Origin of the sequence: Shewanella sp. UCD-KL21 (assembly GCF_001957135.1) — a bacterium.
Lineage (GTDB): Bacteria > Pseudomonadota > Gammaproteobacteria > Enterobacterales > Shewanellaceae > Shewanella.
In genome coordinates this window covers 214,735-237,890 of sequence record NZ_MPHK01000003.1, presented here as the reverse complement: position 1 = coordinate 237,890, position 23,156 = coordinate 214,735, and the positions used below count along the sequence as shown (strand labels likewise).

Sequence of the window (23,156 nt, the reverse complement as noted above, 5' to 3'; positions counted from 1 at the left end):
AACAAATGTTGCTGCTAATAAACTGTACTACTTGATTAGAAATTATAATAATTACGTATTTTCATCACCTTAGTTCGATTAAACAGCATATTGCAAATATACTGATATACTGTTGAAAATTGATAATGCAACCAGTACTCCTGTTTGTCCGAGTAAACTTAAAAATGGTTATAAAGCATAAATGAAATTATTAAAGCCTCTTTTTGACAATAACCGCCGTTGGGCTGAACGCATTAGTAAGGAAGATCCTGATTTTTTTGCGCAGCTTGCCCAACAGCAAAATCCTGAGTATTTATGGATCGGTTGCTCTGATAGCCGGGTACCTTCAAATCAAATTATCGACTTGATGCCTGGCGAAGTATTTGTGCACCGCAATATTGCTAATATGGTGATCCATACCGACCTTAATTGCTTATCGGTTATTCAATACGCAGTAGAAGTGCTCAAAGTAAAACATATTATGGTCGTGGGCCATTATGGTTGTGGCGGCGTAAAAGCGGCGATGAGCAAAGAGCGTTTAGGTTTAATTGATAATTGGCTTGGTCATATTCGTGATATTTACCGAATTCACAGTAACGATTTAGAGCAACTTGAACAGCAGCAACGTTTTGATCGCCTGTGTGAGTTAAACGTCATCGAACAAGTTGCCAATGTCACCAGCACCTCTATCGTGCAAGATGCATGGGACCGAGGCCAAGAAATTGCTATTCACGGCTGGATTTACGGCATCAATAACGGCTTACTGACAGATTTGGATGTCACTGTAAGTAGTGAGCATGCCAATAATGCGCTGTAAAAATGTTGATATGGCCAGCAAACCATCTCAGCTGCTTCGATAATCTTTACAGAGATTAAACTAAATAGGTAACAACCAAATGCTGACTAAGCTATTTGGTTGTATATAATAAAGCATAAGTTACATTCGGGTTCAGTAGCCCCTTTGTTTAGCGTTTCAGATAAGTAGGATATTGATGAAAGTTACTCTTTTAATCCCAGCAAGATATGGCTCAAGTCGTTTTCCAGGTAAACCACTGGCACACATTAACGGCAAACCAATGATCCAGCATGTGTGTGAACGCGCGGCACTCGCTAAAGGGTTAGATAATATCTACGTTGCTACTGACGATGTTCGCATAAAAGACACGGTTGAGTCTTTTGGTGGTCAAGTGGTAATGACCAGCTCTGATGCGGCTTCAGGTACAGATCGCATCAATGAGGCCATCGATATACTTGGATTAGACGACAATGATTTAGTGATTAATGTACAAGGGGATCAACCGTTAATTGACCCTATTTCAATTGAACAAATGATCAGCTTATTTGAGCGCCACCCAGGCGAATTCGAAATGGCGACATTAGGTTATAAAATTGATAAAGACAAAGATATTGATGACCCTATGCAAGTCAAAGTGGTTTTTGATAACGAGTTTAATGCGCTGTACTTTTCACGTTCTCGTATTCCTTTTTGCCGTGATAATGACAGTGATGATTACGCGGTATACAAGCATATCGGCATTTATGCTTACACCAGTAAATTTGTTAAGGCGTTTGCTAAATTGCCCCTCGGGCGTTTGGAAAACCTTGAAAAACTTGAGCAGTTACGTGCACTGGAATATGGCCATAAGATTAAAATCGCCATCAGCGCGTTCAACTCACCAGAAGTCGATACCCCTGAAGATATCCGTAAATGTGAACAACGTTTAGCTGTTGATTAATCAGCAACTTAATGGTCAAAACAGCAGTTAAGGATTAACATGAACGATTTAGAAGTTTGGCTTATTATCATTTTAGTCGTCGGTATTATTGCCAGTAATTTAGCGGTTTTGAAATATAGCGCTAAATTTAAAATGCCGCAGTTTGGTGAGCCAAAAACGAAAACAGATAAAGCTGCAGAGGACGAGTCAGTAAAAGATCTTAACACCGACCAAGCGCCATCGGATAAAACTGATAACGACAAGTAACTACCGACTCCAATTCCTTATGATACATCAAGTATGACCCACAGGCTTCTGCCCTAGGTCAATTAGCCTGACATATTCGGGGAAAAATAAAAAAGCGAATGACACTGTCATTCGCTTTTTTGTAGTTTAATCTAAATTTATACCAGATATGCCAGTTGAATTAGAGCACTAGCTTGGCTCTGTTTTAACGGGTTCTGAGTAGCTATTTATGATTTTGAAACAGACGAAGTCTCTTTATCTAAAGCTAAATTGGTGCTTTGATTACTACTGTTAGGCCAAGCATTAATCACCGCTTTTACCAGTGACGCTAATGGAATGGCAAAGAACACCCCCCACACGCCCCACAAGCCGCCAAAAACCAACACTGCAGCAATAATCATCACAGGATGTAAATCCACTGCATCAGAAAATAATATAGGCACCAACACATTACCATCAAGGGCCTGAATGATCCCATAGCCAACCATCACATAACCAAATTCAGGGCTTACGCCCCACTGAACAAAGGCCACTAATGCTATGGGTAATGTCACCAGTGTCGCGCCAACATAGGGGATCAATACGGATAAGCCCGTTAGCACCCCTAACAAGGCTGAGTAACGCAGTCCCATAATGGCAAAAAATACGTAGCTCACAGTACCAATGATGACGATTTCAATTACTTTCCCGCGAATGTAGTTGAAAATTTGTTGGTCCATTTCAAACCAAACTTTACGAGCTAAATCACGATTATTAGGAAAAAAACGTTTACTGCTCTTGAGTAACTGATCTTTATCTTTTAAGAAAAAGAACACCAATAACGGCACTAAGATCACGTAAACCATCAATACTAATAGTGAGGCTGAATAACCTAAAAGTTGTTTACCAATATCCAATAAATGCTGAGTATCGACTAATTTTTTTAACTCAATCACCATGGCATCAATTTGTTCAATACTGACATATTGTGGGTAATCAACTGTTAATGCCTTAAGGGATTGCATCCCAGTATCAATCATCACAGGTAAGTCGGTGGCTAAGGCTACCCCTTGACGCCATAAACTAGGGATAAGCCCAAATGCCACTAATACCATAAGGCCAACAAATAACACTAAGATCAGTGAGGCGCCGACGGTGCGATTAACACCAAATTTCGCGATTTGCGCCACAGGCCATTCAAGTAAAAAAGCTAAAATAAGTGCGACAAACAATGGCGCCAGTAAGCCACCAGCAAAATAGATTAATAGCCCGATCCCCAATAAAATAAATAATAATGTAATTGCATGTGGATCACTAAAGCGCGCTTTGTACCAATCACCTAAAAATGAAAGCATTTTGTTCCTTAAACAGTGTCACAGAAGACTGAGTCATATTAAGAGTTTACTAATCTTAAGTCAGCCAAATTATTCAGTTAAATTGTTACCTTTCGTAACCATAAAAGACAGACAATGAGGGCTTTCATCAGTTATTTTAAGCTGATAACCCATTTTTTTTAAAAACTGCGGAACATCTCGACGTGAACCAGAGTCAGAGATACTAAAAGATAGCGATTCACCGAGCTTGAGCTTCTTCAATGCCAACTTGATTTGTACCAAAGGATACGGGCATTGATATGCAGTTAAATCAATTAATTTCATTATAAATTTGCTTTAAACATTCTCTGGCCATTATCCTAGCAAGGATAGTAAAGTACAAGTAATTCGCTTTAGCTTAAATTGCTTACCACCCGATTGAAATAATTATAATAAAGGTTTCATTTGCGCAAATTATCGTTTACCCAATTCTCAAAAAGTGTTGTAACAACTGCAGTTGCCTTAATGCTAACCGCTGGTGTGGCAAAAAGCTTTGCCAGTAACAACCTTCCCGATCTTGGTACTGCCGCAGTCAATACCTTTAGTTTAGAAAAAGAAATGGTCTATGGCGACGCCTATATGCGGGTCATTCGTTCATCAGCACCTATTGTTAGTGATCCTGTGCTGAATCAATATATGTCAGAACTTGGCAATAAACTGGTTGCCCACGCCACAGGGGTAAAAACACCCTTTTACTTTTTCTTATTAAAAAATGATGAAATTAACGCCTTTGCCTTTTTCGGGGGCCATGTGGGCGTACATACTGGGTTATTTCTCAATGCCGACACAGAAAGCGAATTAGCCTCGGTACTTGCCCATGAAATTACTCACGTAACCCAACGTCACTTAGCCCGCTCGTTAGAAGCACAAGAAAAAAGCTCTACTGCTACCATAGTAGGTATGTTAGGGGCCATTTTATTAACCATCGCCGCCCCACAAGCAGGTATGGCAGCATTAGCGACAACCCAAGCGTTATCGACACAATCACGCATTAACTACACCCGTTTACATGAAAGAGAAGCCGATAGAATTGGAATGCAAACCCTCGCCGCTGCCGGATTTGATCCCAATGGCGCCGCCGATTTTTTCTCTAAGCTTGCCATTCGTTATCGCTTTACCACAACGCCACCGCAAATGCTGCTGACTCACCCATTACCCGAGTCACGTATTACCGATGCCCGTAACCGCGCAACCCAGTTTCCTCATCGATATATCCCTGATCAGTTAAACTACCAACTTGCTAAAGCGCGTATTCAAGTGCGCTTTTCAAGTTACAGTGAGCAAGCGGCATTATCTATGTTTGAGCAGCAACTAAAAAAAGAAAGCTATAGCTTTAAGAGTGCTGCACTTTATGGAAAAGCATTGGCACTATTTAGAGCGAAACGCTTTACTGAAGCAGAAGGTATTATCGATGACTTGTTAGCAAGCAAACCAAACAATCTGTTTTATATTGATACTAAAACTGATCTGTTAGTTCAAAAGAAAGATTTTGACGGCGCCATTGAGATGTTATTACATCACAATAAGCTCAAACCTATGTCGCAAGTTATTTCCGCTAATCTTGCCAACGTGTATGTGGAAGCTGAACAACCCGAAAAAGCCATTCCACTATTAGAAGATCTTATATTTCTAGATAAGCAAAATATTTTGCCTTATCAAATTTTAACTCAGGCCTATCGTAAAATGGGCAATAAAGCGCTTGAGTATTATACCAATGCTGAAGTCATGGCCTTAGCAGCCAATTATGATGGCGCGATTGATCAGCTTAACTATGCCTATCGCCACTCAGAAGGCCAATCGTTACAAGTTGCCAGAATTGAAGCGAGGATCCGCCAATTTAGACAAGCTAAACGTGAGCTTGACGCTCTCAAATAATTACCGCTAAGCAATGGTGAGTTAAGTTATCAGATAGCTAACCATTGCTTAGATTTTTTGTTAATATGCCCCAAAATATAAAAAAAGAAGCAATCTAATGACAACTGTTACCCTTTATCATAATCCTCGCTGTTCAAAAAGCCGCCAAACCCTTGCATTACTTGAAGCGCAAAATGTTCAAATAGACATTGTAGAATATTTAAAAAACGTACCTTCTAGCGACGACATTCGCGCTATTTTAGCCATGTTAGCAATCAGTCCAAGAGAGCTAATGCGCACTAAAGAAACCGAATACAAAGAACAAAATCTTGGGGATGTTAATTTAACCGATGAGCAATTAATCAACGCCATGATTAACACCCCTAAATTAATTGAGCGCCCTATTGCTATTGCAAACGGCAAAGCTGCAGTAGGTCGACCGCCTGAAAATGTGTTAGCCATTTTGTGAGAATAACCATGACAACACATACCTTATTTCAACTATGCCGTGTAGGCTATGTCTCATTATTAATGCTGCTTACTGGCTGGTTTATCCAGCAAGGCATGACAGGTGAATATTCTTTAGCCTTTAATTTATTATGGATAGCCCCTTTGTTACTGCCCATTAAAGGGATATTAACCGGGAAACCATACACCTATGCTTGGGCAAGTTTCATTTTATGCTTATACCTTTTACATGGACTAACCCTGTTATATGTCACTGAAGATGCATTTTATTTTGCGCTTATTGAATCTGTACTGATCAGTGCCCTACTAGTGGCTTTTCCATTTTATGCTCGCCTACGTGGAAGAGAGCTGGGGTTAGGCTTAAAGAAAAAGTCAAAAGATGAATAAAGTAAGCAGTTAACTTATCAACTCTATTAATTAAGCGCCTTTGGGCGCTTTTTTGTTGTAAAAATTACAGACAATTATTTCAGCATAATCAGACGCTAAAACAACTGCCAAAGTAACCACAAGGTAAACAAAGGGTTAATAAGTTACTAGCAAATGGTTCCAACGTTCTTTTTGTAAGCAAAACGCCATGCTATATTGATTTAATTACTTTTTATAAATTTTGTGGATTGAAATGCAAAAGCAACGGAGATTGTGTATGAAAAATAACATGGCCATTTCAGCTATGCTCGCCTCAATGACTTTGTTATCGGCCTGTGGCGGCAGCTCAGACTCATCTACGCCAGGTGACACTGAAACCACATTGCCCATTAATGTCTGCGAAATCAGTTCTGGTTTAACAACCGTTAATAATGGCACTGAATTACACTTTAATGTTGAACAGCAATATTACGTCAATCAATCAGCCAGTATTACTGTTGGGGTCAATAATCAAGACAGCAGCAACTATCAATTTAAGTGGCAACAAACTGAAGGGCCAACCTTAGACATCACCTCAGAAAACAGTCCTGTGCTGGCATTTTATATTCCTGAAGCTGCAGACTATAGCTTCACCGTAGAGGCCATCAGTGGCCAAATTTCTTACAGCGACAAAATAACCATCACCGCAGCACAAATGTCGCAACAATTGAATGTGTACAGTGATCATCAAGTTGTAGCTGGAAACGATGTCAGCTTGCGCCTTGGTCAGATCAACAACCAAGTGCCATCTAACATTCAATGGTGTTATTTCTCAGACCAACAAATTAGCCTTGATTTAACCAATGCAGAAAGGCCACTATTTACCGCACCAGATAATATTGCTGAAGATACCTTTGTCGGCCTTAAAGTGACTGCAGACTTTGCCGGTGAAACCTTATCCGATGAAGTGTTTGTATTAGTGACTAAACAAAACGCCATCACCTCGCCCTACTTTGATAGCCCCATAGCTAAAACCTATGCCTATGATAGTGCATCACCTTATGCAATCAACGCGCAGCGGTGTGTTTACTCTAATCAATTAAGCCAAACTTGCCAGCTAAATGACTTACCGTTAATTGGCCAACAATTAGACTCAGAAACCATTGCAGATGTCATGGATAGAGTGGTTGTTTCCCATGACTGGATGGGACGAAACTTTGAGCAATTTTTAACTGAAGCTGATCCTAACAGTGATTTTATCAAGCTATTACAATCAGTAAGTGCTGTTGTCATTAGCTATGATATTAGACCATCGTTTTACTGGGTGGCTACAGGCGCGATTTACCTCGACCCTGAATATTTATGGTTAACTCCAACTGAAAGAGACACCATCAATGAAGCACCTGATTATCGTAGCGATTTCGGTAACGATTTGAACTTCATTATGCCGTGGCGTTATGTGAAAAATAATGACTATGTGTCTATTCGCTATGATCGGGCAATCCGTCAATCTCGCACTATTGCAGATCTTACACCGCGCTTAGCCAGTTTGATGTATCACGAATTAGCCCACGCTAATGACTTTTTCCCGCGCTCTACCCATAGCCAGTTACAAGGCCCGACTTTAATTGATGACTTCTATCGTAGAACAGATAGCAATTCACTGGTATCTGATCAATTGCAAAATATTGAGCCATTAACCAGCGCTGAAATGTATGATTTAGCCGCCGTCAGCTTTTTAGGTGAAACCGCTGACGCGACTCAAAAAGCCTATGTGCCTAGTGATGTCACTAGCTTCTTTTTGACCGATCATGCTAATGATTTTTATAACTACTCGTCTACTCGTGAAGACGCTGCAATGCTGTTTGAAGAAGCCTTTATGAGCCATCGTTACCAAATTCAAAGGGATGTGGCAGTCACTGATACCGATGCTTTAATAGTAGATTGGGGACAGCGAGGCCGCATTGGCGCTGACGAACTCTCAACCAGAGCGGCATTTGTTATTAATCAAATGATGCCTGAAGTGGATGGTGAATCGTTATTAAATGGCTTACCTGCGCCAATAAACATGATTACCGGTCAAGATTGGTTTGATAATGTCGATATCTCTCCCAGCCTGTCAAGAAGCATGTCTAGAGCCAGCACAATGTCAAACATCAGTTCAGACGCTAACGCGGTGACACCAGCTAATAGGCCTGCGATACAAGTGGATCGTGAGCACAGAGATATGCCTATACCTTCGCGTTAACCAAATCAAAAAATGACCACTATCTTTTGTGGCAGCCAACAAAAAACCACCTTAATCGGTGGTTTTTTATTTAAAATTGGTAAGCTTTTATAAAAGCGTAAAACTCAATTGTCGCTTACAATCGCAGCATTTCTTTAATGAAAGGAATCGTCAATTTACGTTGATGCACCATAGACGCTTTATCAAGCTTATCGAGCACATCGAATAAAGTACGTAAGTCTCGAGCCATGCGAGTTAACAAAAATCGGCCAACCTCATCAGAAAGCTGCAAACCACGCATCGCTGCACGTCGCTGTAATGCCACTAATTTTTCTTCGTCTGCCATGGGTTGTAATTGATATATCAAGCCCCACTGCATCCGTGAAATTAAATCAGGTAATGCAAAACCAGCTTCTGTAGGCGATGAGGTACCGCTCACAATCAAGCGGCAATCTTGCTGCTCTTCAATACGATTGTATAAATGGAACAGCGCCTCTTCCCATATTGGGTGTCCTGCAATGGCATCAATATCATCGATACAAATTAATTGTAGCGACTCAATACCTTCAAATAGCTCAGGAGAAATACTGGCGTGAATGCCAAGTGGGATATATAAAGTACGGCGTTCTAAATCGTTCGCATGTGCACAAGCTGCGTGCATTAAGTGAGTACGGCCAGATTTTACCGGACCATATAAATACAAACTAGAAGCAAGGCTGCCTTCAGCGGCAGCCTGTAGCTTTTGGATTAACTCATCGTTACCTACGGCTGGGTAATAACTCTGAAAAGTTTCATCATCAGGTAAATAAACAGGTAACGATAATTGTTTTGGTGAGTTTTGGGTCACTCAAAAATTCTCTAATAATTGATACAAGCGTTAGTTAGTATAACACATTCAATCTAATGCCATTGATACAATAATGACACTGATGCTTCAGAATCTAGATTAGGATCAACATTATTCATACTGCTATCTTGTCCAGCATTAAAATTTACTGGGTTCTTGGCGTTAACAGCATCAATTTGCGTCAGTCTTTTATTAATATTCAGTAATTTTTCTAAATCGCTGGCATCCCCAAATAACGATAAGTTGTAAGTAACGGTATCAGCTTTAAACTGGCTTAAACTCACCGACTTAATCGCACTTAATTGGGTTAAGTAAGCTTCAATGTCAACTAACTGCGCCATAGATTGAACCCCTACTAGGGTTAACTTAGTTTGGGCGCTGTTTCCTGAATCAGCAAAAGCATATTGGCTAACAAAATATCCCGCTAGCGTTGATAAGATTTCATCAGTTGCCTGCTCATAATCCGCGACTTCTGCTTGGTGGCTAATTAAAGGCTGCATAACACCGTTAGCATTGGCTTTATCAAATAAAGCCACATTAAAGCGCACAAAACCGCCCACTTGATCAATATCGGCCATGGCAAAATAGTCCGCTTGGTAGCGTTTTGATGCACTGGCAACCACATCGGCAAACATGCCGCGTACATCAGAGACATTAACTTGCATCACGTCGTCTAAGTCCATCACGGGTAACAGGACTGGAATGCCTTTATTGTTGGCATCTAAATCGATTTGCGATCTAATATCAGATTCAGCAGCATCCGCTAAAATTGCTCTATCACCAGCATTTTCAATAGACATCCATAACAAGGTTGATGGACGTTGACGGCCCCACACTGGTAATTCTGCTTCACGAAGGGCTGCAATAATACGTTTATGATCAAAGTTTGCCTTTAACAGTAACTCATCATCCACTTGGCTGTAGCCGTATTGGGTCAGTAAGGATTCAGGCTTGTTGATATGACTTTTAATCAAGGGGTGTTCAAGCACTGAAGTTAAGCCAGAATTTTTTATAAATACAGTCGATAGCGCTTGTTTTAAGGCAACTTGTCGTTCATTTGTGGCTCGAGAAGTTACCACAACATCAGCTTCATCGAGTAAAGCGATTTCAGCAGCAATAACAGTAAAGCTGTTTAAGCTAAACACACAACTAATCACAAAGAACTGAATTAAAAGTTTTAACATGGCAAAGTAAACGCAATCTAAGAAAAGTGTTCGAAGTGTAGCATATTAATTTTACTTCTAAAATTACATTACTGTGCAGAAATAGCCATCAAACGGCAGTTAAAGATGATCTAAAATACAGACATTATCAGCAATTTCACTTATCTTAAATTCGAAACTCTCATTTATTACCAACATAGGATTTATATGAAACGCTTGTTCATACCCTTACAGGGCGCACAAATGCTGTTTGTTGCATTTGGTGCCTTAGTATTAATGCCATTGTTAAGCGGGCTTGATACAAGTGTCGCCCTATTTACTGCCGGATTTGGCACACTTTTATTTCAAATCATCACTAAGCGCCAAGTGCCTATTTTTTTAGCCTCATCATTCGCGTTTATAGCGCCAATTATGTATGGGGTACAAACATGGGGCATTCCCGCCACAATGGGTGGACTCATGGTGGCTGGTTTCGTTTATGTGTTGTTAGGTTTGATGGTCAAGGTCAAAGGAAGTGGCTTTATTCATAAGCTTTTACCTCCAGTTGTTGTTGGGCCTGTCATTATCATTATCGGTTTGGGCCTTGCGCCTATGGCCGTGAACATGGCGCTGGGTAAAACAGGTGATGGTAGTACCGTTATTGTTGAACAAGACATTGCACTATTTATCGCGCTAATGTCATTAGCGACCACGGTATTAATTGCCGTTTTTGCTAAAGGTGTGCTTAAGCTAATGCCGATCCTTGCCGGTATTTTGGTGGGTTACGGCTTAAGCTTGGCGTTCGGTATTGTCGATTTTAGCCCAGTTGCACAGGCAAGTTGGCTTTCTGTACCCAAATTTGTTGCCCCTGAATTTCACTGGCAAGCGATACTGTTTATGATCCCAGTGGCCATAGCGCCAGCCGTTGAGCATATCGGCGACTTATTAGCCATTTCGAATGTGACAGGTAAGGATTACTTTAAAAAGCCAGGTCTACACCGTACGTTAACAGGTGATGGCGTAGCCACCATTGCAGCCTCAGCATTAGGCGGACCACCAAACACGACTTATAGTGAAGTCACCGGCGCCGTAACCCTGACAAAAAACTTTGACCCGCGAATTATGACTTGGACAGCCATCACGGCGATCACCTTAGCCTTTATTGGTAAATTAGGCGCATTAATGCAAACCATTCCGTTACCTGTCATGGGTGGCATTATGTGTTTATTATTTGGCTCCATCGCCGCAGTTGGCTTAAACACCCTTATTAGAAATCAGGTAGATTTAAATGAGCCACGTAATCTCAGCATTGTTGGGGTAACTTTAGTGTTCGGTATTGGGGGAATGGCTTTTGGTATTGGAGAGTTTAGCCTGACAGGCATTAGCCTATGTGGCTTAGTGGCGATTGTAATGAATTTAGTCTTACCTATGCCAAAAGAGCCTAAAGCCGATTAAGTTTTCATCTCACATTACTATTGTAGGCAACAAATTGTAGACAACAAAAAACCCTTAATTTAAGCAAATTAAGGGTTTTTACTTTAAATGTTCATCTAGCCAGTGTTTAAGCTTTGAAAAATTCCAAGCTAACGCGTACTGGCGCAACAATAAAGTGACTTATTCAGCGTCTTCTTCAGTGCGGAACTTATCTGCTGTTGCTGTGATCATTGGCTGTAACTCACCTTTTTGGTACATCTCAGTGATGATATCGCAACCACCGATAAGCTCACCTTCAATCCACAACTGTGGGAATGTCGGCCAATTAGCGAATTTTGGCAATTCAGCACGGATATCTGGATGCTGTAAAATGTCTACGAAAGCAAACTGCTCACCACAGTTGATCATAACCTGCGCGACTTGAGATGAAAAACCACAGCTAGGTAACTTTGGTGACCCTTTCATGTATACAATGATTGGGTTTTCACTGATTTGCTGCTTAATTTTGTCTACTGTTTCCATTTTTATTCCTAAGTGCTACTTAATAATATAAGGCTATTGTACGCCAGCTTTCATCATAACAAAATCCCACAGTTTGTAGGGTTTTGTTAGAAAATGATTTTTTCGATTGACTGTATCGACATATTTCATCAAACAATGATTCACATCACAAAATATTTAAGTACAATGTCATGGTGAGCATGTCATACCAAAAGGTATATAAAACGATAACCTAAGTCCATGGAGAGATACTAATGGCTTTCGAATTACCAGCATTACCATATGCTAAGAACGCACTTGTACCACATATTTCTGAAGAAACTATCGAATTCCATTACGGTAAGCATCACAACACTTATGTTGTTAAGCTTAATGGTCTTGTTGCAGGTACTGAATTTGAAAACAAAACTTTAGAAGAAGTTGTTAAAACTTCAACTGGTGGCGTATTCAACAATGCAGCTCAGATTTGGAACCACACTTTTTATTGGAACTGTCTAGCACCTAATGCTGGCGGCGCTCCAACGGGTGCTATCGCTGAAGCAATTGATGCAGCTTTCGGCTCATTTGAAGAATTCAAAGCGAAATTTACTGATTCTGCAGTAAACAACTTTGGTAGTGCTTGGACTTGGTTAGTTAAAAATGCTGACGGTTCTGTGGCTATTGTTAATACAAGCAATGCTGCGACTCCTTTAACTGACGAGTCAGTAACACCATTGATGACTGTTGATGTTTGGGAACACGCTTATTACATCGATTACCGTAACGTTCGCCCTAACTACCTAGCAGCTTTCTGGGAATTAGTTAACTGGGAATTCGTTAACGCAAACTTCGCTGGCTAAATGCTAACAAGTTTACAATGAGATGAATAAAAGGAGCTAATTAGCTCCTTTTTTATTGGTTTATGCTTAGTGTTTCTGTTTCATCTTTACTGCTCAAACCAAGCAACTACATTTGCAACAGTTGCATTTGCAACGTTTTATCTTTGTTTTTATTAGAATTTTTTACAATTCCCCATTCGCTAATCTCAAATCCCTGACCTAGACTTTATCTAACGGCCATTAAAAAAGCACCACTATTTTGTTTAAATTAAAACCGGCTTAACACCATAAATGCGCTGTCACTCAAGTACTTTCACCTTAGTTTAAAGGGGTTTCTTATGGGCATATTCGAACATTACCAACAACGTTATGAGCAAAAACTAGACGAAGAATACTCACTACAGCAGTTTCTTGAAATCTGTAAGGAAGATAGAAGTGCTTATGTGTCGGCGGCCGAACGGATGCTAATGGCCATCGGTGAATCTAAAACCATCGATACTTCAAAAGACCCTAAACTCAGTAGAATTTTTTCTAATAGATTAATTTCTTACTACCCAAGCTTTACTGATTTTTATGGAATGGAAGAGTCCATTGAGCAAATTGTCTCGTACCTTAAACATTCCGCTCAAGGTTTAGAGGAATCAAAACAAATCCTCTACCTATTAGGGCCAGTAGGTGGTGGTAAATCATCATTAGCAGAAAAACTTAAAGCCTTAATGCAAAAGGTACCTATTTACATCTTAAGTGCCAATGGCGTACGCAGCCCCGTTAACGATCACCCTTTATGCTTATTTGACCCCGATGAAGATGCTGAGCTGCTCACTAACGAATATGCCATCCCACCACGCTATATTAAAACCATCATGTCACCATGGGCAGTAAAACGTTTACATGAATTTGGTGGTGATATTACTAAATTCAAAGTGGTTAAGGTTTACCCTTCGATCTTAGATCAAACCGCTATCGCAAAAACAGAACCCGGTGATGAGAATAACCAAGATATTTCTGCATTAGTGGGTAAAGTTGATATTCGTCAGTTAGAGCATTTTTCACAAGATGACGCCGATGCTTATGCTTATTCAGGCGCATTATGCCGTGCTAACCAAGGGGTGATGGAGTTTGTGGAAATGTTTAAGGCACCGATTAAGGTGTTGCATCCACTGCTTACCGCTACACAAGAAGGCAACTATAACGGTACTGAAGGCTTATCTGCTTTACCTTATAACGGCATGATCTTAGCTCACTCCAACGAATCTGAGTGGACCACCTTTAGAAATAATAAAAACAATGAGGCATTTTTAGACCGGGTTTATATTGTAAAAGTGCCCTACTGTTTACGCGTGTCTGAAGAGATAGAGATTTATCAAAAACTACTGTCAAACTCAGAACTCTCTAAAGCGCCTTGTGCCCCTGGCACCTTAGAAACCTTAGCTCAGTTCAGTATTTTGTCGCGCTTAAAAGTACCTGAGAACTCCTCGATTTACTCAAAAATGCGCGTCTACAATGGCGAAACGTTAAAAGATACCGACCCTAAAGCCAAGTCGTACCAAGAGTACCGTGATTATGCCGGTGTCGATGAAGGCATGCAGGGGTTATCCACTCGTTTTGCATTCAAAATATTATCTAGAGTGTTTAACTTTGATGATACTGAAATTGCCGCAAACCCAGTGCATTTATTTTATGTACTTGAAAAACAGATCGAACAGGAACAATTCCCTGCGGAGTTAAGTGAAAAGTACCTCGAGTTTTTAAAAGGTTATCTCATTCCTAAATATGTTGAATTTATCGGTAAAGAAATTCAAACCGCATACTTAGAGTCATACTCTGAATACGGTCAAAACATCTTTGATAGATACGTGACGTATGCTGATTTTTGGATTCAAGATCAGGAATTTAGAGACCCAGAAACTGGCCAGCTATTTGATCGCGCGTCGCTAAATGCTGAATTAGAAAAAATCGAAAAACCTGCTGGTATTAGTAATCCAAAGGATTTTCGTAATGAAATCGTCAACTTTGTATTGCGCGCCAGAGCCAATAATGACGGTAATAACCCACTGTGGACCAGTTACGAAAAACTTAGAGTGGTGATTGAGAAAAAAATGTTCTCCAATACCGAAGACTTATTACCGGTTATTTCGTTTAACGCGAAAACCTCAGCAGATGATCAACGTAAACACGATGACTTTATCAATCGCATGATGGAAAAAGGCTATACCCAAAAACAAGTGAGATTACTTTCAGAGTGGTATTTGAGGGTACGTAAATCGTCATAAGTATTGCTAACTTTGCCCTTAACTTAATCCGTTAAAAACCGTTAAGGGCAAAGTCCATTAGGAGTTGTGTATGGCAAATTTTATTGATAGACGCCTCAATGCAAAAGGTAAAAGCACTGTCAACAGACAACGTTTTATTGAACGCTACAAAAAGCAAATCAAAAAATCGGTCAGTGAAGCCGTAACCAGAAGAAGTGTTACTGATATCGATAAAGGCGAGAAAATCAGTATCCCAACACGTGACATCAGCGAACCAACATTTCATCAAGGCCAAGGCGGCGTAAGAGAGCGTGTCCACCCGGGTAATGATCAGTTTAATAAAGGCGATCAAATTGAGCGCCCCAAAGGCGGCGCTGCCGGACAAGGTAGTGGTGAAGGTGAAGCCTCTAACAGCGGCGAAGGTAAGGATGAATTTTTATTTGAAATATCAAATGATGAATATTTAGAGCTGTTATTTGAAGATTTAGCACTACCTGATTTACAGCAAACTAACGCGAAGCAAATGGTTGAGTTTGAAACATATCGCGCAGGTTACACCAATGTTGGCGTACCAGCGAACATCAATATTGTTCGCTCACTACGGTCTTCACTGGCAAGACGTATTGCCATGACTGCAGGGAAAAAGAAATTACTCGCCGAGCTTATTAAGCAGCTTCACGAGCTTGAAAATACCCCCGGCACCCAAGCTGAATTGATCATGGATTTAAAACAGCAAATTGAAGATCTCAAAAAACGTATTGACAGTGTGCCTTTTATAGACAGTTTCGATTTACGTTTTAATAATTTTTCCAAACGTGAAAAACCATCTAGTCAGGCTGTGATGTTTTGCCTAATGGATGTCTCAGGTTCAATGGATCAAGCCACCAAAGATATGGCAAAACGATTTTATATCTTACTGTATTTATTTTTAACCCAGACCTATAAAAATCTTGAAGTGGTCTACATCCGCCATCACACCCAAGCAAAAGAAGTAGACGAGCATGAATTTTTCTACTCCCAAGAAACTGGCGGTACCATTGTTTCTAGCGCATTGAACTTAATGCATGAAATTCAGCAAAAACGTTACCCAGCTGATGAGTGGAATATCTATGCTGCACAAGCCTCTGATGGCGATAATTGGGCTGATGACTCTCCTGCTTGTCGGCAAATCCTTGCTGAGAAAATATTACCAGTATCTCGCTATTTTAGTTACATCGAAATAACCCGTAGAGCGCATCAAACGCTTTGGCGTGAATATGAAACCTTACAAGCACAATTTGGCAATATCGCCGTACAACACATCAAAGAAGTAGACGATATTTATCCTGTGTTCCGTGAATTATTCAAAAAGCAGCCTAGCTAAGGGGTCATAATGACAAAACCGACTACTGACGACAAAAATGCTGGCATTGAAGAGCGACAAAACACACCGCAATCAGCCAATAATGCCGAAACATCACAGCCTAAAGGGCATGGCAAACAACCTTTAGATGATGGCCCTGATTGGACCTTTGAGCTGCTCGAAACCTACATGGCAGAAATTGAAAAAGTGGCGGCTTTTTACAAATTAGAAAGTTATCCCAATCAAATTGAAGTGATCACCGCAGAGCAAATGATGGATGCCTATGCAGGTATCGGTATGCCGATTGGTTACACCCATTGGTCATTTGGCAAACGTTTTATTGAAACGGAGCAAGGTTACCGCCGCGGTCAAATGGGATTAGCCTACGAAATCGTTATTAATTCCGATCCGTGTATTGCTTATCTAATGGAAGAAAATACCATTACCATGCAAGCCCTTGTGATGGCTCACGCCTGTTTTGGCCATAATAGCTTCTTTAAAAATAATTACTTATTTAAAACCTGGACCGATGCTAGCTCGATCATTGATTACTTGGTGTTTGCTAAAAACTACATCCGCGAATGCGAGTTAACCTACGGTGTTGAACAAGTTGAGCTAACCCTCGACTCTTGCCATGCATTGATGAATTATGGGGTTGACCGTTATAAACGCCCTGCTGAGGTGTCGTTTAAAGAAGAAAAAATGCGCCAAAAAGACCGTGAGAGTTACTTGCAGAGTCAGGTTAACGATCTGTGGCGCACCGTACCCGTTAACCCTGATAACATAAAAGCGGAAAATGAAATTAAATTTCCTGAAGAGCCACAGGAAAATATCTTATATTTTATTGAAAAGAACGCCCCATTACTTGAACCTTGGCAACGTGAAATAGTCCGAATTGTACGAAAAATGGCGCAATATTTTTATCCGCAAAAACAAACCCAAGTAATGAACGAAGGTTGGGCGACCTTTTGGCATTACACCATATTGAATCATATGTTTGATCAAGGCACTGTCACAGACAGATTTATGTTGGAATTTCTGCAAAGTCATACTGCAGTGGTCGCCCAGCCCGCCTACAATAGTCCACATTATAGCGGCATTAATCCCTATGCATTGGGCTTTAATATGTTTGTTGATATCAGGCGTATATGTGAACACCCTACTGAAGAAGACAAACGCTGGTTTCCTGAGATAGCCGGCAGCGACTGGTTAACAACGGTTACATTTGCAATGGAAAACTTTAAAGATGAAAGCTTTATAAGCCAATACCTGTCGCCAAAAGTTATGCGAGATTTTAAACTCTTTAGTGTGTTAGATGATGATAGTTGTAACCGCTTATCTATTTCAGCTATTCATGATGATAGTGGTTACCACTTGATCAGAGAAAAATTGTCACAGCAATATAATTTGTCAAATCTAGAGCCAAATATCCAAGTGCAACAAGTAAAAATAAATGGTGATCGGTCATTAACATTACGCTACATCCCCAATAAGCGTATTCCACTGAGCCACAGCCACGAAGAAGTACTAAAACATTTACATCGTTTATGGGGCTTTGATGTCAGCATCGAACAACTTGAAGAGTCGGGTAATGTAACCAAGTTGTCGCAATGTCCCCCAGCTAAAGTCGAAAATAAGATGACGACCATGTGATCACTGTTACAGGGTTTCATTAACTTAAGCCATAAAAAAACCAACCTCGCGGTTGGTTTTTTACTGTATTAATTAGCTATTATTTATTACTGATAGCAATCTCTGCAGGCATATCATCACGCAACTTTTGCCACATAACGCCGCTGTTAATGCCATTTGCTTTCATCAACCCATTAACGTCATGGTATTTGTGCTCAATGGCTAAGACTTCCAGCTTTTTGTAAAAGTCTAGTGAGATGGCTCGCGCCTCTTCACTCGAGAAATAATAGCGACCGACTCTGCTATACAATCCCTTGAAGCCATTGAGAATAAGTACATACAGCGGGTTTCCTGAAGAAAACGCTAACGCATGATGTAATTCGTAATCATAATCAGCATAAGCTTCAGCAGTGTCTTCTAACTGATGAATTTTTGCTAATACCGCTTGGGCTTTTTCTGGGTTATTTCTAATGGCGCCGCGAAAATAAATAATACTCACATTGGCTCGCGCTGAAAGCAGCTGATCAACCAATAACGGAAAGCCCTCAGGGTTTAAATCGGCAATAGTTTCTAAAATATTTAAGCCAGAGGTTTCCCAAAAATTATTCACTTGGGTTGGTTTGCCATGTTGAATTTTGAGCCAACCATCACGCGCTAATCGTTGTAACACTTCTCTTAATGTTGTTCTTGTTACGCCAATTAATTCTGATAGTTCACGCTCTGCGGGTAATATCGATCCCGGTGGAAACTTATTTTCCCAGATGGAACGTACAATCCATTTTTCTGCAAAACTTGCAGGACCCTTTGCATTGATAATTGTCAACTTTAACATCCCGTGGTTAATCAATAGACAGATCATACCAGAGGAAATATAAATACACACCATACATAGCCGTTAAAGCTTTCATTCAGCCTTGTTGTTGGTTACTTATTCATCAATAGCAGATAAGTTTGTGACGCAGCAGTTATATTCGTTGGCTATTTGTCGAATGATAGATTTTCTTGGATTACAATCATTGAAGTTTGCGCTAAAATACCGCGTCAAACAAAAGGATGTAAGTTAGCGATACAGCTAACGAATTTTGAAACCAACAAATATAATGCGTTTAAATGACTGATAAAAAAGGCTATGACGAAAAATTGTTTACTGAGCAAGATAGTTTAGAAACAATGTAATTCGTCTTATTCAAAGTCAGCTGTAAATACGTCGCTCTATTTGTCACGAAATTCCTTCCAGTAAATTTCACTATCACAAAATCACAACTGGAGAGGCTATTATGCCGTCAACTGCTGGTAATGCATTTTTTCATAACTTCTTGGGTAATTCACCAAGATGGTATAAATATGCAATATTGTTGTTCCTCGTTATAAATCCATTATTATTTTTCTATGTCAGCCCATTCATCGCAGGTTGGGTACTGGTAGTAGAATTTATTTTTACCCTTGCAATGGCACTAAAATGCTACCCATTACAGCCAGGCGGCTTACTCGCCATACAAGCTGTAATAATAGGCATGACCTCCCCCACACAAGTTCTACATGAAATAGAAGCTAACCTCGAAGTATTACTATTATTAATCTTTATGGTTGCTGGTATTTACTTCATGAAGCAATTACTACTTTTTGTGTTCACTAAAATGATCACGAAAGTACGTTCAAAAATTGTTGTTTCATTGATGTTTTGTACCGCTTCTGCTTTTCTGTCGGCCTTTTTAGATGCCCTAACGGTGATCGCGGTTATCATCGCTGTAGCCATTGGTTTCTACTCGATTTATCACAAGGTGGCATCAGGAAAAGACTTCAGTTCAGATCATGACCACACTAAAGAAGATCGTGAACAGTTATGCGATGAAGAGTTAGAGGCTTTTCGTGGTTTCTTAAGAAACTTACTAATGCACTCTGGTGTAGGTACTGCTCTTGGCGGTGTTTGTACTATGGTCGGTGAACCACAAAACTTAATTATTGCAGCCCAAGCTCATTGGCAATTTGGTGAATTCTTTATTCGTATGTCACCTGTTACCATGCCGGTATTAATTGCAGGCGTAGCCACTTGCTTTATTGTTGAAAAATTTAAATGGTTTGGCTATGGCGCACAACTGCCAGATGCGGTTCATAAAATTTTAAGCGATTATGCTGCCTATGAAGATGCAAACAGAACCACTGCCGATAAGATGAAACTGGTTGTTCAGGTTCTTGCAGGTATTTGGTTGGTGGTGGGTTTAGCCTTCCATTTAGCCTCTGTTGGTCTGATTGGGTTATCGGTTATCATCATAACCACGGCATTTAATGGCGTGACAGATGAACATGCGATTGGTAAAGCATTTGAAGAAGCCTTGCCTTTCACAGCCTTACTTGCGGTATTTTTTGCCGTGGTTGGTGTGATTATTGATCAACATTTATTCGCCCCTGTTATTCAATGGGCATTAAGCTTTGAAGGTAACGCCCAATTAGTGGTGTTCTATATTGCTAATGGCTTATTGTCGATGGTGAGCGATAACGTGTTTGTGGGTACTGTCTATATTAATGAAGTCAAAGCGGCATTAATCAGCGGCCAAATCACTCGTGACCAATTTGATTTATTAGCAGTCGCGATTAACACAGGTACTAACCTGCCTTCTGTTGCGACCCCTAACGGTCAAGCTGCATTCTTATTCCTACTGACCTCGGCTTTAGCACCACTAGTAAGACTGTCCTATGGCCGTATGGTTTGGATGGCACTGCCTTATACGATTGTACTGTCAATTGTCGGAGTTGTTACTATTGAATCTGGCTTCTTAACCGATATGACCCAGTATTTTTATGATAGTCACATCATCATCCACCATACTGCAAAAGACGTTATTGGCGCTGCAACCGGGCATTAATGTTTAATAATTTGAACATTATCAATTAAGCACCCTCTAATGAGGGTGCTTTTTTATATGCCGTTGAATTTTCATACTAATAATAAATATAATATCGAAAGGAGTTTGATTTGAATCGTTTACAGAGTTTCACTCGTTCACGTAGCGCTTGGTTAATATTACTTATGTCAGCAATTGCCCTAGAGGCTGCTGCGCTATTTTTTCAATACGTGATGCATTTAGCCCCATGTGTCATGTGCATTTATGTCAGAGTGGCGGTGTTAGGATTAATTATTGCCGCTATGGTGGGGCTGATAGCACCAAAATTCTGGCTAACCAGAATATTGGCTATCGGAGCTTGGGGAGTCAGTGCTGCCTGGGGATTAAAGTTATCTCTTGAACTGAATAAACTACAGGCCGACCCATCGCCATTCTCAACTTGCTCGTTTTTTCCAGAATTTCCAACATGGATGCCACTGGATAAATGGTTGCCAGCAGTATTTTCCCCTACTGGCATGTGCAGTGATTCGCCTTGGACATTCTTATCAGTCAGCATGGCGCAATGGATGGTTGTCACTTTTATGGTTTATTTAGTGGTACTGGCAGTGATGATCATTCCAGCAGTAAAACCAGCTAAATAAAGACTTATTATTCAACGTCTTTTAATGGCCAAAGTACGATATAGTCTTCTAGCTCACGTACTTTGGTTTCATTAATGGTTTTACCCTTCACCGATATGCCAGCTTCATGCATGGCCTCTTTCGAACCTGTCAGTAACGGATGCCAGCTGGGAAGCGTTTTGCCTTGGTATAAACGCTTATAAGCACAAGAATCCGGTAGCCATGTTAATTCAGCTACATTATCTGCAGTAATGGCCGTACAGGCTGGAACATATTTGAAGCGTTCGGGATAACGTCGACAACCGCCAGTTCCATCATCTAACAAATGACAAGCTGCATTGGTGTAATACAACTCTTCTGTTTCATCATCGATTAATTTGTTTAAGCAGCATTTTCCACAACCATCGCACAGTGATTCCCACTGTACGATACTCATTTCTTCGAGCTTTTTTTCATTCCAAAAAGACATAGTTCAATAGTAATAAAATAACATTGGCGCTATTGTATCACTAATTGATTGGCGGATTTTTGATTCGTTCAGAAAGGTAAGTCACAGTTAATAAAAAATGTTCGCTGTTAGACCATTTTTGAAGCAGTTTGAAATTATTATACACCAGATATTGGCGACCTTTTTCACCGTCAGGCATTAACAATGCAACTTGCATATCATCACGCTTGGGCAAATCATTACCGTTATAGCGACGTACGCCAAGCGCTTGCCATTCATTAAAAGTTTTAGCATTGTCTATGCCGGTATCTTCAACGGTTAATGCTTCAATTGAGCTAACTTGACGCCCCCAGGTTTCATCATTACGCCAACCAGATGCCTGCAGCATTGATGCTGCAGTTGCAAAGGCATCGTACTGATTATTCCAAATATCTTTATTGCCATCACCATTGCCATCTTTAGAAAATGCTAAGTACTGTGACGGCATTAATTGTAGGTGGCCCATAGCGCCAGTTGATGAACCGATTAATTGCTCGTATTGAACCTCATTAGATTCAATGATGCGTAAAGCTGCTATAAATTCATCAATGTAAAATTGCTCACGATTGCCAGAATAAGCATTGGATGCAGTAACAGATAAAATCGGGAAATTACCTTGTTGCTCACCAAATTCTGAGGTTAATCCCCATAGCGCAACTAAAAAGCGCGGCTGAACCCCATAACGGTCACCAATAGCAACGATAGCGTCTTGTTGCTCTTTCAGCATCGCTCTTGCGGTAACAACGGTTATTTCAGGTACATTTTTAGGAATGTAACTTTCTAGATTCAAGCTGGTTTCAGAGCCTTTTACTGTGGCTCTTTTAAACACTTTGATTTTTGAGAAATGTTCATCGATCGTGTTTGAGGAAATACCCGCAGCGATAGCTTTATCTTTAAGTGAGTCTAAATAATCATCAAAACTAATATCTTGCTGCGCAAAAACCACATTCACAGCTAACAAATAAACTATTACAGATGAAATGACCTTCCAAATCATAAATTGTCCTAAATTAACTCAGCATTGCTATTCTTATTTTTATTAACTAAACGTT

Annotated in this window: 22 protein-coding genes; 14 read left to right on the top strand and 8 right to left on the bottom strand. The window is 40.2% G+C overall.

Annotated elements, in window-relative coordinates:
- The first annotated feature begins 181 nt into the window (after window positions 1–181).
- The 3 genes from can to BM739_RS04625 all read left to right on the top strand — a co-directional run bounded on the left by can (window position 182) and on the right by BM739_RS04625 (window position 1,961).
- Window positions 182–796: a carbonate dehydratase gene (can, locus tag BM739_RS04635; RefSeq protein WP_076537783.1), complete on the top strand. Its 615-nt coding sequence runs from the start codon at window positions 182–184 to the stop codon at window positions 794–796.
- A gap of 175 nt (window positions 797–971) precedes the next feature.
- Complete coding sequence (gene kdsB, locus BM739_RS04630; RefSeq protein WP_076537780.1) at window positions 972–1,715, top strand: 3-deoxy-manno-octulosonate cytidylyltransferase; 744 nt, start codon at window positions 972–974, stop codon at window positions 1,713–1,715.
- A 39-nt stretch (window positions 1,716–1,754) separates the two neighbouring features.
- The gene (locus tag BM739_RS04625) at window positions 1,755–1,961 is read left to right on the top strand and encodes a DUF2897 family protein (protein WP_076537777.1); all 207 of its coding nucleotides are present in this window, start codon (window positions 1,755–1,757) and stop codon (window positions 1,959–1,961) included.
- Window positions 1,962–2,167: 206 nt separating this feature from the next.
- On the opposite strand, the gene BM739_RS04620 is transcribed toward BM739_RS04625, so the two are convergent.
- Window positions 2,168–3,274, bottom strand: a complete 1,107-nt coding sequence (locus tag BM739_RS04620) for an AI-2E family transporter (protein WP_076537774.1) — start codon at window positions 3,272–3,274, stop codon at window positions 2,168–2,170.
- A 69-nt stretch (window positions 3,275–3,343) separates the two neighbouring features.
- Entirely contained in the window at window positions 3,344–3,577 is a 234-nt protein-coding gene (locus tag BM739_RS04615; RefSeq protein ID WP_076537771.1) for a sulfurtransferase TusA family protein, read from the bottom strand.
- Window positions 3,578–3,757: 180 nt separating this feature from the next.
- Between BM739_RS04615 and BM739_RS04610 the strand changes: the two genes are divergently transcribed.
- The 4 genes from BM739_RS04610 (at window position 3,758) to BM739_RS04595 (ending at window position 8,207) form a co-directional block, all read left to right on the top strand.
- Window positions 3,758–5,167 carry a M48 family metalloprotease gene (locus BM739_RS04610; RefSeq protein WP_139326818.1) on the top strand — a complete coding sequence of 470 codons (1,410 nt, stop codon included), beginning with the start codon at window positions 3,758–3,760 and terminating at the stop codon, window positions 5,165–5,167.
- Between the two features lie 97 nt (window positions 5,168–5,264).
- Window positions 5,265–5,615 carry an arsenate reductase (glutaredoxin) gene (gene arsC / locus BM739_RS04605; RefSeq protein WP_076537765.1) on the top strand — a complete coding sequence of 117 codons (351 nt, stop codon included), beginning with the start codon at window positions 5,265–5,267 and terminating at the stop codon, window positions 5,613–5,615.
- A gap of 8 nt (window positions 5,616–5,623) precedes the next feature.
- Window positions 5,624–6,001, top strand: coding sequence for a DUF2069 domain-containing protein (locus BM739_RS04600; protein ID WP_076537759.1), 378 nt, complete (start codon window positions 5,624–5,626; stop codon window positions 5,999–6,001).
- 256 nt (window positions 6,002–6,257) lie between these two features.
- Window positions 6,258–8,207, top strand: coding sequence for a hypothetical protein (locus BM739_RS04595; protein WP_175609485.1), 1,950 nt, complete (start codon window positions 6,258–6,260; stop codon window positions 8,205–8,207).
- Window positions 8,208–8,322: 115 nt separating this feature from the next.
- On the opposite strand, the gene hda is transcribed toward BM739_RS04595, so the two are convergent.
- The gene (hda, locus tag BM739_RS04590) at window positions 8,323–9,033 is read right to left on the bottom strand and encodes a DnaA inactivator Hda (protein WP_076537757.1); all 711 of its coding nucleotides are present in this window, start codon (window positions 9,031–9,033) and stop codon (window positions 8,323–8,325) included.
- A 53-nt stretch (window positions 9,034–9,086) separates the two neighbouring features.
- On the bottom strand, window positions 9,087–10,217 hold the full coding sequence (locus BM739_RS04585; protein WP_076537754.1) for a DUF2066 domain-containing protein: 1,131 nt from the start codon (window positions 10,215–10,217) through the stop codon (window positions 9,087–9,089).
- Between the two features lie 186 nt (window positions 10,218–10,403).
- Between BM739_RS04585 and BM739_RS04580 the strand changes: the two genes are divergently transcribed.
- Complete coding sequence (locus BM739_RS04580) at window positions 10,404–11,630, top strand: uracil-xanthine permease family protein (RefSeq protein ID WP_076537752.1); 1,227 nt, start codon at window positions 10,404–10,406, stop codon at window positions 11,628–11,630.
- A gap of 159 nt (window positions 11,631–11,789) precedes the next feature.
- Here BM739_RS04580 and grxD read toward each other — a convergent pair whose 3' ends face one another.
- Complete coding sequence (grxD, locus tag BM739_RS04575; RefSeq protein WP_076537750.1) at window positions 11,790–12,131, bottom strand: Grx4 family monothiol glutaredoxin; 342 nt, start codon at window positions 12,129–12,131, stop codon at window positions 11,790–11,792.
- A gap of 233 nt (window positions 12,132–12,364) precedes the next feature.
- Here grxD and sodB point away from each other — a divergent pair, with 233 nt between their 5' ends.
- From sodB to BM739_RS04555, 4 genes are all read left to right on the top strand, one after another.
- A complete protein-coding gene (gene sodB, locus BM739_RS04570) occupies window positions 12,365–12,949 on the top strand; it encodes a superoxide dismutase [Fe] (protein WP_076537748.1) in 585 nt (194 codons plus the stop codon).
- A gap of 317 nt (window positions 12,950–13,266) precedes the next feature.
- Window positions 13,267–15,201, top strand: a complete 1,935-nt coding sequence (locus tag BM739_RS04565; RefSeq protein WP_076537745.1) for a PrkA family serine protein kinase — start codon at window positions 13,267–13,269, stop codon at window positions 15,199–15,201.
- Between the two features lie 70 nt (window positions 15,202–15,271).
- Window positions 15,272–16,543 carry a YeaH/YhbH family protein gene (locus BM739_RS04560; protein WP_076537743.1) on the top strand — a complete coding sequence of 424 codons (1,272 nt, stop codon included), beginning with the start codon at window positions 15,272–15,274 and terminating at the stop codon, window positions 16,541–16,543.
- Between the two features lie 9 nt (window positions 16,544–16,552).
- Window positions 16,553–18,175 (top strand): SpoVR family protein, encoded by a 1,623-nt coding sequence (locus BM739_RS04555; RefSeq protein WP_083698063.1) that lies wholly within the window; start codon window positions 16,553–16,555, stop codon window positions 18,173–18,175.
- A gap of 79 nt (window positions 18,176–18,254) precedes the next feature.
- Here BM739_RS04555 and fadR read toward each other — a convergent pair whose 3' ends face one another.
- Entirely contained in the window at window positions 18,255–18,986 is a 732-nt protein-coding gene (gene fadR, locus BM739_RS04550; RefSeq protein ID WP_076537943.1) for a fatty acid metabolism transcriptional regulator FadR, read from the bottom strand.
- Window positions 18,987–19,431: 445 nt separating this feature from the next.
- On the opposite strand from fadR, the gene nhaB reads away from it, so the two are divergent.
- Window positions 19,432–21,018, top strand: coding sequence for a sodium/proton antiporter NhaB (gene nhaB, locus BM739_RS04545; RefSeq protein WP_076537740.1), 1,587 nt, complete (start codon window positions 19,432–19,434; stop codon window positions 21,016–21,018).
- Between the two features lie 110 nt (window positions 21,019–21,128).
- Entirely contained in the window at window positions 21,129–21,638 is a 510-nt protein-coding gene (gene dsbB, locus BM739_RS04540) for a disulfide bond formation protein DsbB (protein ID WP_076537737.1), read from the top strand.
- A 7-nt stretch (window positions 21,639–21,645) separates the two neighbouring features.
- Here the strand turns inward: dsbB and BM739_RS04535 are convergent, their stop codons facing one another.
- Together BM739_RS04535 and BM739_RS04530 are read right to left on the bottom strand one after the other, a co-directional pair.
- A complete protein-coding gene (locus tag BM739_RS04535) occupies window positions 21,646–22,086 on the bottom strand; it encodes a YcgN family cysteine cluster protein (protein WP_076537734.1) in 441 nt (146 codons plus the stop codon).
- 40 nt (window positions 22,087–22,126) lie between these two features.
- Complete coding sequence (locus BM739_RS04530) at window positions 22,127–23,101, bottom strand: lytic transglycosylase domain-containing protein (protein WP_076537732.1); 975 nt, start codon at window positions 23,099–23,101, stop codon at window positions 22,127–22,129.
- Between the last annotated feature and the right edge of the window lie 55 nt (window positions 23,102–23,156).

What these genes read in the sequence shown, in the direction of transcription:
- BM739_RS04565 (WP_076537745.1), top strand. Translation starts at nt 13,267, where the DNA reads ATGGGCATATTCGAACATTACCAACAACGTTATGAGCAAAAACTAGAC.
- BM739_RS04625 (WP_076537777.1), top strand. Translation starts at nt 1,755, where the DNA reads ATGAACGATTTAGAAGTTTGGCTTATTATCATTTTAGTCGTCGGTATT.
- BM739_RS04600 (WP_076537759.1), top strand. Translation starts at nt 5,624, where the DNA reads ATGACAACACATACCTTATTTCAACTATGCCGTGTAGGCTATGTCTCA.
- grxD (WP_076537750.1), bottom strand. Translation starts at nt 12,131, where the DNA reads ATGGAAACAGTAGACAAAATTAAGCAGCAAATCAGTGAAAACCCAATC.
- fadR (WP_076537943.1), bottom strand. Translation starts at nt 18,986, where the DNA reads ATGTTAAAGTTGACAATTATCAATGCAAAGGGTCCTGCAAGTTTTGCA.
- BM739_RS04535 (WP_076537734.1), bottom strand. Translation starts at nt 22,086, where the DNA reads ATGTCTTTTTGGAATGAAAAAAAGCTCGAAGAAATGAGTATCGTACAG.
- BM739_RS04530 (WP_076537732.1), bottom strand. Translation starts at nt 23,101, where the DNA reads ATGATTTGGAAGGTCATTTCATCTGTAATAGTTTATTTGTTAGCTGTG.
- arsC (WP_076537765.1), top strand. Translation starts at nt 5,265, where the DNA reads ATGACAACTGTTACCCTTTATCATAATCCTCGCTGTTCAAAAAGCCGC.
- BM739_RS04585 (WP_076537754.1), bottom strand. Translation starts at nt 10,217, where the DNA reads ATGTTAAAACTTTTAATTCAGTTCTTTGTGATTAGTTGTGTGTTTAGC.
- BM739_RS04560 (WP_076537743.1), top strand. Translation starts at nt 15,272, where the DNA reads ATGGCAAATTTTATTGATAGACGCCTCAATGCAAAAGGTAAAAGCACT.
- sodB (WP_076537748.1), top strand. Translation starts at nt 12,365, where the DNA reads ATGGCTTTCGAATTACCAGCATTACCATATGCTAAGAACGCACTTGTA.
- can (WP_076537783.1), top strand. Translation starts at nt 182, where the DNA reads ATGAAATTATTAAAGCCTCTTTTTGACAATAACCGCCGTTGGGCTGAA.
- BM739_RS04595 (WP_175609485.1), top strand. Translation starts at nt 6,258, where the DNA reads ATGAAAAATAACATGGCCATTTCAGCTATGCTCGCCTCAATGACTTTG.
- BM739_RS04580 (WP_076537752.1), top strand. Translation starts at nt 10,404, where the DNA reads ATGAAACGCTTGTTCATACCCTTACAGGGCGCACAAATGCTGTTTGTT.
- BM739_RS04620 (WP_076537774.1), bottom strand. Translation starts at nt 3,274, where the DNA reads ATGCTTTCATTTTTAGGTGATTGGTACAAAGCGCGCTTTAGTGATCCA.
- BM739_RS04555 (WP_083698063.1), top strand. Translation starts at nt 16,553, where the DNA reads ATGACAAAACCGACTACTGACGACAAAAATGCTGGCATTGAAGAGCGA.
- nhaB (WP_076537740.1), top strand. Translation starts at nt 19,432, where the DNA reads ATGCCGTCAACTGCTGGTAATGCATTTTTTCATAACTTCTTGGGTAAT.
- BM739_RS04610 (WP_139326818.1), top strand. Translation starts at nt 3,758, where the DNA reads ATGCTAACCGCTGGTGTGGCAAAAAGCTTTGCCAGTAACAACCTTCCC.
- BM739_RS04615 (WP_076537771.1), bottom strand. Translation starts at nt 3,577, where the DNA reads ATGAAATTAATTGATTTAACTGCATATCAATGCCCGTATCCTTTGGTA.
- kdsB (WP_076537780.1), top strand. Translation starts at nt 972, where the DNA reads ATGAAAGTTACTCTTTTAATCCCAGCAAGATATGGCTCAAGTCGTTTT.